14 protein-coding genes and 1 pseudogene are annotated in these 14,231 nt (G+C 42.5%); 11 read left to right on the top strand and 4 right to left on the bottom strand.

The annotated features are described in order from the left end of the window. Nucleotides 1-76: 76 nt before the first annotated feature. Nucleotides 77-1,279: a tol-pal system protein YbgF gene (locus KA713_11065; protein ID UXE65041.1), complete on the bottom strand. Its 1,203-nt coding sequence runs from the start codon at nt 1,277-1,279 to the stop codon at nt 77-79. A 60-nt stretch (nt 1,280-1,339) separates the two neighbouring features. On the opposite strand from KA713_11065, the gene KA713_11060 reads away from it, so the two are divergent. Next, nucleotides 1,340-1,981, top strand: coding sequence for a hypothetical protein (locus tag KA713_11060; GenBank protein ID UXE65040.1), 642 nt, complete (start codon nt 1,340-1,342; stop codon nt 1,979-1,981). Here the strand turns inward: KA713_11060 and KA713_11055 are convergent. Together KA713_11055 and KA713_11050 are read right to left on the bottom strand one after the other, a co-directional pair. After that, on the bottom strand, nt 1,972-3,084 hold the full coding sequence (locus tag KA713_11055) for a DegT/DnrJ/EryC1/StrS family aminotransferase (protein ID UXE65039.1): 1,113 nt from the start codon (nt 3,082-3,084) through the stop codon (nt 1,972-1,974). The genes KA713_11060 and KA713_11055 overlap by 10 nt on opposite strands. After that, a complete protein-coding gene (locus KA713_11050) occupies nt 3,081-3,701 on the bottom strand; it encodes a uridine kinase (protein ID UXE65038.1) in 621 nt (206 codons plus the stop codon). The genes KA713_11055 and KA713_11050 overlap by 4 nt, the downstream gene beginning before the upstream one ends. 123 nt (nt 3,702-3,824) lie before the next feature. Here KA713_11050 and KA713_11045 point away from each other — a divergent pair, with 123 nt between their 5' ends. From KA713_11045 to KA713_11005, 9 genes and pseudogenes are all read left to right on the top strand, one after another. Further along, entirely contained in the window at nt 3,825-4,997 is a 1,173-nt protein-coding gene (locus tag KA713_11045; GenBank protein UXE65037.1) for an XdhC family protein, read from the top strand. Next, nucleotides 4,988-5,341 (top strand): annotated as a pseudogene (locus KA713_11040) (endonuclease domain-containing protein). Before KA713_11045 ends, KA713_11040 begins: the two are co-directional and overlap by 10 nt. A 1,370-nt stretch (nt 5,342-6,711) precedes the next feature. Then, nucleotides 6,712-7,059 (top strand): winged helix-turn-helix transcriptional regulator, encoded by a 348-nt coding sequence (locus KA713_11035; GenBank protein UXE65036.1) that lies wholly within the window; start codon nt 6,712-6,714, stop codon nt 7,057-7,059. Between the two features lie 192 nt (nt 7,060-7,251). Next, nucleotides 7,252-8,478: an NADP-dependent isocitrate dehydrogenase gene (gene icd / locus KA713_11030; protein ID UXE65035.1), complete on the top strand. Its 1,227-nt coding sequence runs from the start codon at nt 7,252-7,254 to the stop codon at nt 8,476-8,478. A gap of 252 nt (nt 8,479-8,730) precedes the next feature. Next, nucleotides 8,731-9,156: a 30S ribosomal protein S12 gene (gene rpsL / locus KA713_11025; protein ID UXE65034.1), complete on the top strand. Its 426-nt coding sequence runs from the start codon at nt 8,731-8,733 to the stop codon at nt 9,154-9,156. Nucleotides 9,157-9,188: 32 nt separating this feature from the next. Beyond that, nucleotides 9,189-9,659 carry a 30S ribosomal protein S7 gene (gene rpsG / locus KA713_11020; protein ID UXE65033.1) on the top strand — a complete coding sequence of 157 codons (471 nt, stop codon included), beginning with the start codon at nt 9,189-9,191 and terminating at the stop codon, nt 9,657-9,659. A gap of 13 nt (nt 9,660-9,672) precedes the next feature. After that, nucleotides 9,673-11,787 carry an elongation factor G gene (gene fusA, locus KA713_11015; GenBank protein UXE65032.1) on the top strand — a complete coding sequence of 705 codons (2,115 nt, stop codon included), beginning with the start codon at nt 9,673-9,675 and terminating at the stop codon, nt 11,785-11,787. A gap of 43 nt (nt 11,788-11,830) precedes the next feature. Then, nucleotides 11,831-12,133 (top strand): 30S ribosomal protein S10, encoded by a 303-nt coding sequence (rpsJ, locus tag KA713_11010; protein ID UXE65031.1) that lies wholly within the window; start codon nt 11,831-11,833, stop codon nt 12,131-12,133. Between the two features lie 68 nt (nt 12,134-12,201). Next, entirely contained in the window at nt 12,202-12,699 is a 498-nt protein-coding gene (locus tag KA713_11005; protein ID UXE65030.1) for an SET domain-containing protein, read from the top strand. On the opposite strand, the gene KA713_11000 is transcribed toward KA713_11005, so the two are convergent. Further along, on the bottom strand, nt 12,677-13,906 hold the full coding sequence (locus tag KA713_11000) for a 3-phosphoshikimate 1-carboxyvinyltransferase (GenBank protein ID UXE69105.1): 1,230 nt from the start codon (nt 13,904-13,906) through the stop codon (nt 12,677-12,679). The genes KA713_11005 and KA713_11000 overlap by 23 nt on opposite strands. Nucleotides 13,907-14,039: 133 nt before the next feature. Between KA713_11000 and KA713_10995 the strand changes: the two genes are divergently transcribed. Beyond that, nucleotides 14,040-14,228: a hypothetical protein gene (locus KA713_10995; GenBank protein ID UXE65029.1), complete on the top strand. Its 189-nt coding sequence runs from the start codon at nt 14,040-14,042 to the stop codon at nt 14,226-14,228. The last annotated feature ends 3 nt before the right edge of the window (nt 14,229-14,231 follow it).

The following is a 14,231-nucleotide window of genomic DNA, read 5'->3' as shown; positions in this document are numbered from 1 at the left end:
ACCAGCTTAGTCGACCCACAGAGCAAGCACGCCCCATATCTATCAAAAGCTCCCACCATTTTGAATAAGTGAAAATTCAATCCCCTTTCTCTAATTTCTTCAACCTTCGCTTCGCATCTTTATAGGCTTCGTCTTTACGCTTGGCTTTTTTCTTCACCATGCCGAAATACCTTTTGGCTTCTGCTTTGTTTCCTTGCCGTTCGTTGATTTCGCCCAATGCTATCAACGAATATAAGTAATAACCCGATTCGGTGGCGTCTATTTGCACTGCATATTTAGCACTCAGCTCATAATACTTCTTGGCTTCGTCCCACTTGCGCTGAAAATCATACATCTGCCCCAGAAAGAAAGCAGCGTAGCGCCCACTAGTAGCTTCGTAACCAAACTTGGCACTGTCAATCAAGTTCAATATCCGCTTCGATTGTTTCTCCAATTCGGGATACATGCCACGTGCGTACAACATACGTGCATAGTAGCGGTGGAAGTAAGGATTATTGGGGTATGTTTGAAAGAGATACTCAGCCACTTGATAGGCCTTGGGCTGATCGTTTTCGTAATTGTTCATGATACGCATGTACCACACCATGGCCTCGGTGCGTGTGTAAAAAGCATTGTAAGAAACTTCGCGTAGTTGCTTTAGCCCAAGTTGTTTGTCTCCCTTTCTGAAAAACCACAGAATCGGCTTTAATGAAGGGTAATTTTCGGGTACCCACACCGAAAAGTAATTGTAAAGTGCATCGCCAAACTGCAACTCAGGACTTAAGTATTCTTTGCCACGGCAATCTTCCAAGTAATTTAAAGCAATTTTTCCTTGCACAGCCGCCTTGCGCCAATTCTTACGTTCTTCATCGGAATACAACCTTCCTTTGAAGCCGTGGGCTGCCGCCAAAAAGAAAGCGGCCTCCAATTTATACTCGGGATGTTTTTTATACAAGTTTTCGGCCACCAAAATCGAGCTATCCATATAGGCCAAAAACCGATCATCATACTTGGTCTCTTTTGTGTTGGGCATTATCTTCCACCACTCGCTGAGGCCCATCATAAAGTACGGCAAAGGGTGCCATGTATATTTTTGTTTGAACCACCGCATTTGCCTTTCGGCTCGCTCAAATTTAAAATCGTAGAGATCATTTAATGCTTGCACTGCCTCCAGTTGTACGGAAACATCTGAGATGAGGATGATGGTGGTGTCTTTCTTCAGTTGCTTGGTTTGGCAAAAAGCATGTACACTCACTAAACAAAAGAATAACATCAGAAATTTCAAGCCGGCCTCTTTCATGTGATTGCAAAATTGCCATTAAAAAAATAGGTGAACAACTAATCCATTACTTTTGTCACCATGCAAAACGAAATAGAAAGAACTTCGGTTTTCGACACCGACAAAAAGCTGGCCTTCATCATACTTTGCCTGTTGTCGGTAGTCTTATTGTTCATTAAAAAGGCCTTTATCGAGTATGATACTGCCGCTTTTGAGTTTTTGCAAGACAGGCCAGAAGGGATGGTTCTCAAACTTATAAGCGCTCTTCAGTTCTTTTCCATACCCTTTATATACCTCTGGAAATTTACCGTCATCGGGTTTATGCTGTGGGTGGGTTGCTTTACGTTTGGATATCGGATTACCTACACTCAATGCTGGAGCGTGGCCATGATTGCCGAGTATGTTTTTATCCTGCCTGAGTTGCTAAAAATCTTTTGGTTTGTTTTTATTGAAACCGACCCAAAACTGTTGGAGATAAGGGCCTTCTACCCTTTTTCGATCATGAACTTTTTTAACTACCTCACCGTGCCACCACAATACCACTATCCGCTTCGGGCCATCAGTTTATTCGAGGTATTGTATGTGTTAGTGATGGTAAAAGGGGTAAACTATTTTGCCTTTCGCGCCCACAAGCAAAACAGCTCTACGTGGTGGATTGTGGCCACTTCGTATATCTTGATCTTCCTTTTGTGGTTGCTCTTTTATGTGATCGTTTACAAATGATAAAAAAAATCTGTAACCTTCTGACTTATGAATTCGGTTTCTTCTGGCAACAAACCTGGCCATATCGGTAGGCTTAAAACAGTTTCACTTAATCTCTCGGCCCTCGGCAAACTTTCTTTCTTTAGATTCAAAAATTGATAAGCCTGCTGTAGGTGTATTGGTGTGGGGTAGTGGATAGCCGTTTCAACGCCTTTATCATTCAGAAATTTCTTTAAGGAATCTCTGTGCTTTGTTCTGATCACAAACTGATGATACACGTGAGTCCAGTCCTGCTCAGTTGATTTTTGGGGAGGCAAAATAACATCCCCTACTCCTTGTAAATTTTTATAGTACAATTCAGCGGTTTGCGTTCTCATTAAATTCCATTTCGACAAGTGATTTAACTTCACCCGTAACAAAGCAGCCTGCATTTCATCCAATCTTGAATTGATACCTACAATAGTGTGGCAGCCCTTCTCCTCTGACCCATAATTTCGATACTTTTTTACAAAAGTTGCCAGCTCTTTATCGTTGGTAGTGATAGCCCCTCCATCTCCGAGCGCACCAAGATTTTTGGTTGGGTAAAAGCTAGTTGCATTAATGATTCCAAAACTACCAGTACGCATTGATTTCCAAGTAGCGCCATGCGCTTGAGCGTTATCTTCAACAATCAATAAATTATTTTTCTTAGCCAATTCACCAATTAAATCCATATTACAAGGCTGACCGTATAGATGAACAGGCAGGATTGCTTTTGCTTTTTTGGTGAGGTGACTTAAAATTTTTGAAGGGTCTATTAATAAATCGGTTACTTCAACCGGAATGGGTGTAGCACCAACTAAGGTTACCGCCAACCAAGTTGCCTGACAAGTGTGAGACGGAACAAGTACTTCATCGCCCTTGCCAATACCAACTGCTCTTAATGAAACAATGAGTGCATCCAATCCACTGGCAACCGAAACGCAATATTTGGTGCCGGTGTAGGCAGCGTATTGGTGTTCAAATGATTCTACCTCTTCACCCAATACAAACGTGCCTTTCCTAATTACTTTGGAAATAGCCTCGTCTAATTCACCTTGTATAGATTGATGAAGCCTTTGGAGTGAAAAAAAAGGTATTGTCACCTTGATAACTTAGTTTTCAAAAAAATAGAAAGCACATCCAATGCCTTTGCAAAATTGCTGTTGTTCGGAATCACCAAATCTGCTTCATGTTTTAACGGTTCTATTTGACTTTCATAGATTGGCATGACATGATATTGGTAGCGATATAACACATCATCTAAATCATATCCTCTTTCCACTTGGTCGCGCTTGATGCGCCTGCCCAACTTTACATGGTCTTTGGCCTCAATAAAAATGCGTAAATCCAATTCTTTTTCTATCTCTTCAAAATACTGTACAAACAAACCTTCCACAATAATGATGGGGGCTGTCTTAAACTCCAACAACGTGGGCTCTGCCGCGGGATTGTTAAAGGTGTATTCTTTTTTGATCACATTTTGACCGGACTTTATCTTCAGTAGATCCATCAAAAAAGCCTCTCGGTCTATTGAAATTGGTAAATCAAAATTCTTAATCCCATTTTCATCGATGGGTTGCTGATCGCGGGGCTTGTAATAATTGTCTTGCGAAATCAGGCAAATATCCTCCGGATCAAAGAGCGAACTCAAACCTTGCAAAAAAAATGTTTTGCCAGAGCCACTGCCCCCCGTTATGCCAATAGTAAAGGGTTTGTTCATCTTGCTAAATGACTACAAAGGTAAAACAATACCTGCCATCGAATTGGTTTTGTTATCAAAAATACCTTCTAAATTTCGTCAATTAGTGATAGCTTTAAAGTGTTTAAGTATGTCTAAGCAACAATGAAAGAATTTAAAGCCATATTAGCTGCCTATAAAGAACTCAAACCCCATCAAACAAAAGCAGCTCTAGCAACAGTGGTAAAGGTGAAAGGCTCCTCTTACCGTAGCCCGGGAGCCCGTATGCTCATTACGGATGATGGCAAATGGGTAGGCTCTATCAGTGGCGGTTGCCTAGAGGGAGACGCACTGCGCAAAGCGCGAAAGGTGATGGCCGATAAAAAACCTTTAACCGTTACGTACGATACGCGGGAAGAAAGCAATCAAAATTTAGGAATTAGCTTGGGGTGCAACGGGGTAATCGATGTGTTGATTGAGCCTATTACTCCAGAACATAATCCGATGCCCCTATTTGAAAAATGTATTCAGGCCAACGAACCGGTGGCCATGGCTACAGTAATTCGTGGAGAAGGAGTGGGTGAGAAAATGGTTGTTGGCCAACAATCTGCGATCCAATCATTTCAAGATAAAAAACGGAGCGAATGTGTTCTGCCTCTGCTTACGGAAATTTTTAATTCAAAGAAATCAGAAACAAAAATATTTTATAATAATGAAAATGAATGTGAAGTGTTTCTTGAATTCATTCAACCCTCATTATCCGTCATCATTTTTGGTGGAGGATTTGATGCGCGACCAGTCAGTCAATTGGCCAAATCACTGGGTTGGGAAGTGCAGGTGACCGATGAATGTGTGGCGCACATTGCCCCGATTTTTTTTCCGAATGCCGACAAGTTGTCGTTGTGCCAACGTGAATATATTGAACGAGATTTCAACGTTACGGCCTACACCGCCTGTATTTTGATGTCGCACAATTATGAATACGATCGGGATGTTCTAAAAAAATTGATTTGCACATCAACGCCTTACATCGGGATTTTGGGACCACGCAAGCGATTTGAGAAAATGCTGTTGGAATTCAAAAAAGATGGACTTGATTTAACAACTGAACAGCTTCATCGCATCCATTCACCTATTGGGCTGGACATAGGTGCCGAGGCCGCAGATGAAATTGCCATTTCGATTGTAGCCGAAATTCAAAGCAAATTTGCAAACCGCTCGGGTCGTTTTCTCAAATATAACCCTGGCCCCATCCATCAACGCGATCCGAACAGCGATCAAGTATTTAAACAGGTGTATTTGATTGAGAATGGTGAGAAGAAAATTTCATTTCAATAATTATTAGAAGTAAAATTATTCATATTGCTCGTGGGCTTCGAAAGGCTCAAACGCCATCAGAAAAACTGCTATGGGCAAATCTTAGAAACCGTAAACTAAGCGGCTACAAATTTCTTCGGCAACATCCGATACCCTTTAACTACAGCGGACAACAAGAACAATTTTATGTGGCTGATTTTTATTGTGCAGAGAAAAAGTTAGTGATTGAAGTAGATGGAGAATATCACCACTTTCAGAAAGAGGCAGACATCAACCGCGATTTAATTTTATTCGAACTGGGCATTACAACATTAAGGATTGCAAATAAGGAATTGATGGATGTGCATGCTGTTTTGAATAAAATAAAGGAGAAGTTGAAATCGTTACCTGCAACTCACCCCCCAGCCCCCCCTCTGCTTCGCAAAGAGGGGGAGGTGCTTCACAATGAACCGAAAGTTGGCGCCAACCCGATCCCCCCCTCTCTACGTTGTAGAGAGGGGGTGTCCGAGCTTGCCTCGGACGGGGGTGAGTCTGTGGAAGAAAATGAAACAAAACAGCCTTTAGAAAATATTCACCCCCCTGCACCCTCTCTGCCTAGCAATGAGGGGAAGGTGCTTCCCAATGAACCGAAAGTTGACGCCAACCCAATCCGCCCCTTTCTACAACCTAGAGAGGGGATGTCCGAGCTTACCTCGGACGGAGGTGAGTCCCTGAGCCTACTCCTCCTCGCTGCCGGCTCGTCCTCGCGATTAGGCCAATCGAAGCAATTGATTAGGTTAGAGGGAAAATCGCTTCTGCTTCGTACAACTACTATTTCCCTAGAAGTCTGTTCACAAGTTGCCGTTGTATTGGGTCATGCATTTGAGCAACACAAATCGGAAATTGAGCATTTTCCAGCACTGATCGTACAAAACCATGCGTGGAAAAATGGGATGGGGCGTTCACTAAAAACTGGATTTAATTCCATTATAGAAAAATGGCCCCGTACCGATCAAATATTGATATTGGTTTGCGATCAACCTTTTTTAACTACAAATCACTTGAATCGATTAATTGAAATGGCTCGGATATCGTCAAAAAAAATAGTCTACTCTTCTTATAAAAAAAATTGGGGTGTGCCTGTGCTTTTCAAAAAAGAACTTTTTGAAAACTTGAAACAAATTGAGGATGGCGAAGGTGCCAAAAAACTAATTCAACACCTTAGCGGTGAAGTTGAATCCGTAGAATTTGAAGGAGGTGAAATCGATATCGATACACCCGAAGATTTAAAAAGCCTAAAAAGATAAGTGCTACCTAGTAAATCCTTACAAACTCATTTTTGAGTTTGTAAGGATTTAAGATGGTTGTTTTTGAGTTTAGCAATCCAAACAAGGTATTGGAAAAGTTCCACTATGTATCAAAATAATAATTACTTTTTAAAAAAAAGTAATTTATTGTAATTTTATTTTTTATTATACTAATAAAATGATCGTTAGCTTTAACTTTGAAGAAATTTTAGGCGATTTACAAAGCGAGCCCCTTAATTGATTTAATCCGTCATTTTGAAACCTTTCAAAAGGAAACAAAAAACAATAACCTAGTCGACTTTAGTGTTTGGCTCAATAAAACACTCAATTCGGACGCTGTAAAAGCCGATGGGGATATAAACAGAACGCTTGTATGGCTCATTCATAGGTTAGCCAAGTTTTTTAAATGGTATGCAAAAAACACGCTAAGCAAGCATGGTCTGGTTTCCATGGATGAGTATTTTATTTTGATTGCCATTGAAAAACTTGGAAACCCATCTAAGACAGAGGTGTACTCCAGCACCATCAGCGAAATAAATACAGGCACTCAAATGTTGAACCGGCTACGAATGGCCGGAATGGTAAAAGAAAACATAGATAGTGTAGATAAGCGCGTAAGAAGGGTACAAATTACCCCAAAAGGAAAGAAGGCAAAAGACGGCTTTTTTCGAGATTCTGAATCTGATTTGAAGTTAAAAGCTGGAAACCTACCACCCCATGAAAAGATAGTGTTGATCGAGCACTTACAGTATTTAGAAAAATTTCATTCGGGTATTTATTTTAGTGATAAAAACTGATGGTAAGTGGTATATTCTCGACAGTCAGAAAATAGCAGCTTTTCATTTCCGTCAATTTTTAATTTACTCAATCAATATTTCATTGGTCTCAGTCGTTAGTTGAAACTAAATTCGAAGTAAAATTAATTTCCTACTTTTCGAATCCAAAGACTCTAACCATTCTTAACTTCAACACTTAAATTCAGTAATAAAATGAGCGACCAAAAAATCACCATCAGCAACGGAAAATTAACTGTCCCCAATAACCCCACCATCCCATTCATTGAAGGTGATGGCACAGGCGTAGATATATGGCCTGCTTCTCAATATGTGTTTGACAAGGCCGTAGAAAAAGCTTACCAAGGCAAACGCAAAATCTCTTGGAAGGAAGTATTGGCTGGAGAAAAAGCTTTTAACCAAACGGGCAATTGGATGCCCGAAGAAACGCTTACCATCTTCCGCGAATATTTGGTAGGCATTAAAGGACCGCTTACCACACCTGTGGGCGGTGGCATTCGCTCGCTCAATGTGGCCTTGCGCCAAGAGTTGGATTTGTATTCGTGCGTGCGTCCCGTGCGTTGGTTTAGAGGAGTGCCATCTCCAGTAAAAGAACCCCACAAAACCGATATGTGCATCTTCCGCGAAAACACCGAAGACATTTACGCGGGTATTGAATTTCAACAAGGCAGTGACGACAACAAGAAATTCATGACCTTCTTCAAAGAAAATTTTTCGAAACAATACAAGAAAATCCGTTTTCCTGAAACTTCGGGTATCGGCATCAAGCCCGTATCGAAAGAAGGAACAGAGCGTTTGGTGCGCTCGGCCATTCAATATGCTATTGAGCAGAAAAAGCCAAGTGTAACGTTGGTGCACAAAGGCAACATTATGAAGTTTACCGAGGGCGGCTTCCGTGATTGGGGTTATGCCTTGGCCAAAAATGAATTTGGAGCGACCGAGCTAGACGGTGGCCCTTGGATGGTGATTGAAAAGAATGGTCATAAGATAGTGGTGAAGGATGCCATTGCCGATGCCTTCCTTCAGCAAATACTTTTACGCCCTGATGAATACTCGGTAGTAGCCACGTTGAACCTAAACGGTGATTATATTTCAGATGCGTTGGCCGCGATTGTGGGTGGTATTGGAATCGCTCCGGGTGGTAACGTAAACTACATCACCGGGCATGCTATTTTTGAGGCAACCCACGGCACAGCACCCAAGTATGCCGGTCAAGATAAAGTAAACCCTGGCTCAGTAATCCTTTCAGGCGTGATGATGTTGGAGTACATGGGGTGGCAAGAGGCTGCCGACTTGATTGTGAAAGGTTTGGAAGGAGCCATTTCTTCCAAGCGTGTCACGTACGATTTCCACCGCCAAATGGAGGGTGCTACCCTTTTGAAGTGCTCAGAGTTTGGGCAAGAGGTGGTGAAGAATATGTGATTGTTATTGTTTTCTTGAGATATGAAAAATCTACTGCCACCCAGGGGGGTATTTACCATAAAGTTCAATCGCGCAATGTCTTTTGTGCCTATGGCTATGGATTCTACCCTGAAATAGCATATTAGACTATAGTTTATCCAGGTATTTTTAGCAGAAACCTTCAAAAATTGATTACACTCAGCTTTTGCAGGTTTGCTGTTTTATAATACCTTTGCAGTCCTTATTTTAAAAAGGTTAAAAAATAAAACGTAAATGCCAACCATTCAGCAACTTGTGAGAAAAGGAAGGGAAAAATTGACCTTCAAGTCAAAGTCTCCAGCCTTAGATTCGTCCCCTCAGCGCAGGGGAGTTTGTACCCGCGTGTACACCACAACCCCTAAAAAGCCAAATTCTGCCATGCGTAAAGTTGCCCGTGTGCGACTGACTAACCAGAAAGAGGTAAACGCCTATATTATGGGCGAAGGTCACAATTTGCAAGAGCACTCCATCGTATTGGTGCGTGGTGGTCGTGTAAAAGATTTACCTGGTGTGCGTTACCATATTATCAGAGGTGCGTTGGATACAGCCGGAGTAAACGGCCGCAAGCAAAGCCGCTCGAAGTATGGTGCAAAACGTCCGAAAGCTGGGGCAGCCGCTCCTGCTGCGAAAGGTGCACCAGCAGCAAAAGGAAAAAAATAAGCAACCAGACAGTTATTCAAATCAGCTAAGCCATGAGAAAGTCGAAACCCAAGAAAAGATATCTTCTTCCTGATCCAAAATTTAAAGATACACTCGTTACCAAATTTGTTAACTACATGATGACAGATGGTAAGAAGAGCGTTGCTTACTCTATTTTTTATGATGCCATTGAGCAAGTAGAAAAGAAAGCGGGTGGCGAAAACGGATTGGAAGTTTGGAAGCGCGCCATGAACAATGTAATGCCTGCCGTAGAGGTAAAAAGCCGTAGGGTAGGTGGTGCAAACTTTCAGGTGCCGGTGGAGATCCGCCCCGAGCGCAAAATCAATTTGAGCATCAAATGGTTGATCGACTATTCTCGTGCACGTGGTGAAAAAACCATGAAAGATAAATTGGCAAATGAAATCTTAGCAGCCTCTAAAGGCGAAGGTGCTGCCATCAAAAAGAAAGACGATACACATCGCATGGCCGAAGCCAATAAGGCCTTCTCACATTTTAGATTTTAATTAACCCCCTTCCATGGCAAGAGACCTTAAGTACACAAGAAATATCGGTATTGCCGCGCATATTGATGCCGGTAAAACAACTACCACGGAGCGGATTCTTTATTATGCTGGTGTAAACCATAAAATTGGTGAAGTTCACGAAGGTGCTGCCACCATGGACTGGATGGCACAAGAGCAAGAGCGCGGTATCACTATCACATCAGCCGCGACTACCGTACATTGGAAATATAGAAACAACGACTACCACGTAAACATTATCGATACACCTGGCCACGTAGATTTTACCGTGGAGGTAAATCGGTCGTTGCGTGTGCTAGATGGGTTGGTGTTCTTGTTTAGCTCTGTAGATGGTGTTGAGCCTCAATCTGAAACAAATTGGCGTTTAGCTGACAACTATAAAGTTGCGCGTATTGGTTTCGTCAATAAAATGGACCGATCAGGTGCAGACTTTTTAGGAGTGTGTAACCAAGTAAAAGAGAAACTAGGTAGCAAAGCAGTTGCCTTGCAATTGCCGATCGGTGCTGAAGATAACTTTAAAGGTGTGGTTGACTTGATCAACAACCGCGGCATCATTTGGAATGAGAATGATAAGGGGATGACCTTTCAAGAAGTGCCAATTCCCGAAGACATGAAGGCGGAAGCTCATGAGTATCGCGAAAAATTATTGGAAGCGGTAGCGGAGTATGACGAAACCTTGATTGAGAAATTTTTTGACGACCCAAGTTCAATCACAGAGGCAGAAATTTTAACGGCCTTGCGCAAAGCGGTTATTGATATGAAAATCGTGCCGATGGTGTGCGGTTCTTCATTCAAAAATAAGGGTGTGCAAACCATGTTGGATTATGTGATGGAGTTGTTGCCCTCACCTCTTGACAAAGATGTAATTATCGGAACAAACCCTGATGATGGAAGTGAAGTGGAAATTCGCCCTGACGAAAAAGAACCGTTTGTAGGCTTGGCATTTAAAATCGCTACCGATCCATTCGTAGGTCGTTTGTGTTTTGTGCGTGCTTATTCAGGTGTGCTCGAATCAGGCTCGTATATTAAAAATACTCGTTCCGATGCGAAAGAACGTATCTCTCGTGTATTCCAAATGCACGCCAACAAGCAAAACCAAATTGAACGATTGCCAGCTGGTGATATTGGCGCAGTAGTTGGTTTCAAAGATATTCGCACAGGTGATACGCTGTGCGATGAAAAACGCCCGGTGATATTAGAGTCAATGATATTCCCTGAGCCGGTAATTGGTTATGCAATTGAGCCCAAAAAGCAAGCGGATGCAGATAAATTGGGTATGGCCATTGCCAAATTAGTGGAAGAAGATCCTACCCTTCGCGTAAATACAGATCACGAAACAGGTCAAACAATCCTTCGTGGGATGGGTGAGTTGCATTTGGAGATTATCATCGACCGCTTGAAACGTGAGTTTAAGGTAGAGATTAACCAAGGTGCTCCTCAGGTAGCATATAAAGAGGCATTGACCAAGAATGTTGAGCATAAAGAAGTTTACAAGAAACAAACCGGTGGTCGTGGTAAGTTTGCCGATATCGTATTCGAAATCGGGCCACGCGAGTTAGGTCCAGAGGACAAGCCAGGTTTAGAGTTTGTGAATGACATTGTGGGTGGTGTAATTCCTCGAGAATTTATTCCATCCGTACAAAAAGGTTTTGAGCAAGCTATGGTGAACGGCCCGTTGGCTGGTTACCCGATCGATTCGATGACAGTTCGTTTGTTCCATGGTTCGTACCACGATGTTGACTCTGATTCATTGTCATTTGAATTGGCAGCTCGCATTGGCTTTAAAGAAGCAGCAAGCAAATGTGGACCTCAGTTGTTGGAGCCAATCATGGGCGTAGAAGTAATTTCTCCTGATGAATACACGGGTTCGGTAACAGGCGATTTGAACCGCAGAAGAGGTATCATGAAAGGTATGGACACGCGCGGTGGTGCCCAGGTGATCAAGGCAGATGTGCCTTTGAAAGAACTCTTTGGTTATATCACCGACTTACGCACGTTGACTTCAGGCCGTGCTTCGGCAAACCTGACCTTCTCACACTATGCGCCTGTGCCTAGAAACCTAGCCGAGAAAGTAATAGAAGAAGTAAAAGGTGCCGTTGCCGCCAAATAATTTTAGAAGGAAATTTTAAAAAACATCTAAAAGACGTTTAGATATGAGCCAGAAAATCAGAATCAAATTGAAATCGTACGACCACAACTTAGTTGATAAGTCGTCTGAGAAAATTGTGCGTGCTGTAAAAGCAACAGGTGCAGTGGTAAGCGGTCCTATTCCCTTGCCTACTGAAAAAGAAAAATTCACAGTATTGCGTTCTCCGCACGTAAACAAAAAGGCTCGCGAGCAATTTCAACTTTGCACCTACAAGCGCGTGGTTGATATTTACTCTAGCAGTACAAAAACCATCGATGCGTTGATGAAGTTGGAGTTGCCTTCTGGTGTAGACGTAATTATTAAGTAATTCTAGTTTAAAACTTGAACCAAACATCCTGATCGTAATGGGTCAGGATGTTTTTTTTGCCCATTGCCATGGCATTATTAGAAAAATTTCTTCTCGTAAAAAAATCCACCCTGCCGGGTGCGGGCAAGGGCTTGTTCACTAAAATTGATATTAAAAAAGGAACTCGTATAGTTGAGTACAAAGGCCAAAAGGTGACTTGGAAGGAAGTAGAGAAAATGGCGGATGACCGAAATGGGTATGTATTCTATTTTACTGCTAAGCATTGCATCGATGCGTGGAAGACAAATAAATCGGTGGCCCATTTTGCCAACGATGCACTCGGCATCACCCGCATAAAGGGCGTGCGAAACAATTCAGAGTACGTGACTGAAAAAAAACACTGCTACATAGAAGCAAGCAAAGACATACCTAAGGGCGCGGAGATTTTGGTCGGCTATGGCGCTGATTATTGGAAGGTGATTCGCTACAACATACGCCTTGCCCAAAAGAATAAATTGAAAGAAGGAAAGAAACCAACAGTTGAGTTGCCACACCAGCAGCTTGCTAAACGGGTGAAGAAAGATTAAACCCCACACTTTTCATATCTTCCCAAAAGCCCGGATATGATTTGTTCACCACTTCGGGTGCTTCTATTTTTAAGTTCATTAAAGTTGCCCACGGGGCAAAGCCCATCGCCATACGGTGGTCATGGTAGGTGTTTATTTCGATGCTGGAAGTTGGAAGTTGGAAGGATGAAACCCTGTCTAACCTCGAACCTCGAACCTCTAGCCTCCAACTCCCAAGGGTCGGTTCGGTCAACGTTGCACCTATTTTAGCTAGTTCATTTTGAAGGGCAGCAATGCGGTCGGTTTCTTTGATGCGCAGGCTTTCCAAGCCAGTAAATTCTCCGCTGATTCCTTTTGCGGCACATACAGGAAAAACGGTTTGGGCTAGGTCGGGGCAATCTTTAAAATCCCAAGCCAAGTTTTTGACTGCTTCTTTTTTGGAAAGCTGCATGGATCCATCCTTGAAAGTTGTCAATACACCCAATTTGTCCATAATCTCTACGATCACCCGATCGCCTTGAAGTGATTTTTCTGAAATGTTGGGCAATGTGATTTCGGCTTCTTTGGCCAAGGCGGTAAATCCAAACCAATAGCTGGCAGAAGACCAATCGGCTTCTACGGTGTAGCGAGTAGGGGAATAGCTTTGGTGGGGTATCTCAATTCGATTGGCAACCCAATCAGCTTTGCATTCTACACCAAACTCTTTCATCAAAGCAGCCGTCATCAAAATGTAAGGGACGCTGCCTACCTTCCCAGAAAGGGAAATGGTTAATCCCTGTGGCAACTTTGGGGCAGTCATCATCAACGCAGAGATGTACTGGCTGCTAATGTTTCCAGGCATTTCAATCTGGTTGGTTAGTTGCTCGCCAAACCCTTTTATTTCAATCGGTGGAAATCCTTCATTCTCTATGTAATCGATGTTAGCACCTAGTTTTCGCAAAGCATCTACCAGCAAGCCAATAGGGCGTTCTTTCATTCTGGCTGTGCCAGTGAGTAGTTTGTTTTTCCCCGTAAGGGCAAAGAAGGCCGTAAGAAAACGCATGGTGGTGCCGGCATCTTTTACATCGATTGTCTTTTCTGCGTTTTCAAGCGCGGCCATCATCAGTTGGGTATCACGTGCATCTGATAGATTGCTTACAACCGATTGATTGCCGCTGAGTGCTTTTAAAATCTGAGCACGGTTACTAATGCTTTTGGAAGAGGATAATTGTGATGCGGTGCCAACCAGATGAGAACATTTTGGTATAAGGAGGTACGAATTCAATGGCCGGATACGTTTTAGTTGAAGAAAAAAAATTTTTTGCAAGTACTTTTTTTATTGAGTTTGAAACAAATAATTTTAAAAATCAGTTAATGTAGATATGAGCACGAACAAAAAAATTGCCATCGGACTGGGAGTAGCAGGTGGCGCCTTATTGGCAGCTTGGCTTCTGACCGGCAGCCGCAAACAAAAGACGAAGGAGTTTGTCACCAAAGCTGCCAATAAGGTAAGAGATACCTTTGCGGGGAAGAACGGTAAAGAAGATGAACAAGATGTACATTATTTATAGTCG

The sequence above is a fragment of the Chryseotalea sp. WA131a genome (assembly GCA_025370075.1).
GTDB lineage: Bacteria > Bacteroidota > Bacteroidia > Cytophagales > Cyclobacteriaceae > ELB16-189.
Note: the sequence above shows the minus strand (reverse complement) of the source record. Positions and strands in the feature narration are given on the sequence as shown.

What these genes read in the sequence shown, in the direction of transcription:
- icd (UXE65035.1), top strand. Translation starts at nt 7,252, where the DNA reads ATGAGCGACCAAAAAATCACCATCAGCAACGGAAAATTAACTGTCCCC.
- rpsL (UXE65034.1), top strand. Translation starts at nt 8,731, where the DNA reads ATGCCAACCATTCAGCAACTTGTGAGAAAAGGAAGGGAAAAATTGACC.
- rpsJ (UXE65031.1), top strand. Translation starts at nt 11,831, where the DNA reads ATGAGCCAGAAAATCAGAATCAAATTGAAATCGTACGACCACAACTTA.
- fusA (UXE65032.1), top strand. Translation starts at nt 9,673, where the DNA reads ATGGCAAGAGACCTTAAGTACACAAGAAATATCGGTATTGCCGCGCAT.
- KA713_11005 (UXE65030.1), top strand. Translation starts at nt 12,202, where the DNA reads ATGGCATTATTAGAAAAATTTCTTCTCGTAAAAAAATCCACCCTGCCG.
- KA713_11035 (UXE65036.1), top strand. Translation starts at nt 6,712, where the DNA reads ATGGATGAGTATTTTATTTTGATTGCCATTGAAAAACTTGGAAACCCA.
- KA713_10995 (UXE65029.1), top strand. Translation starts at nt 14,040, where the DNA reads ATGAGCACGAACAAAAAAATTGCCATCGGACTGGGAGTAGCAGGTGGC.
- KA713_11045 (UXE65037.1), top strand. Translation starts at nt 3,825, where the DNA reads ATGAAAGAATTTAAAGCCATATTAGCTGCCTATAAAGAACTCAAACCC.
- KA713_11060 (UXE65040.1), top strand. Translation starts at nt 1,340, where the DNA reads ATGCAAAACGAAATAGAAAGAACTTCGGTTTTCGACACCGACAAAAAG.
- rpsG (UXE65033.1), top strand. Translation starts at nt 9,189, where the DNA reads ATGAGAAAGTCGAAACCCAAGAAAAGATATCTTCTTCCTGATCCAAAA.
- KA713_11050 (UXE65038.1), bottom strand. Translation starts at nt 3,701, where the DNA reads ATGAACAAACCCTTTACTATTGGCATAACGGGGGGCAGTGGCTCTGGC.
- KA713_11065 (UXE65041.1), bottom strand. Translation starts at nt 1,279, where the DNA reads ATGAAAGAGGCCGGCTTGAAATTTCTGATGTTATTCTTTTGTTTAGTG.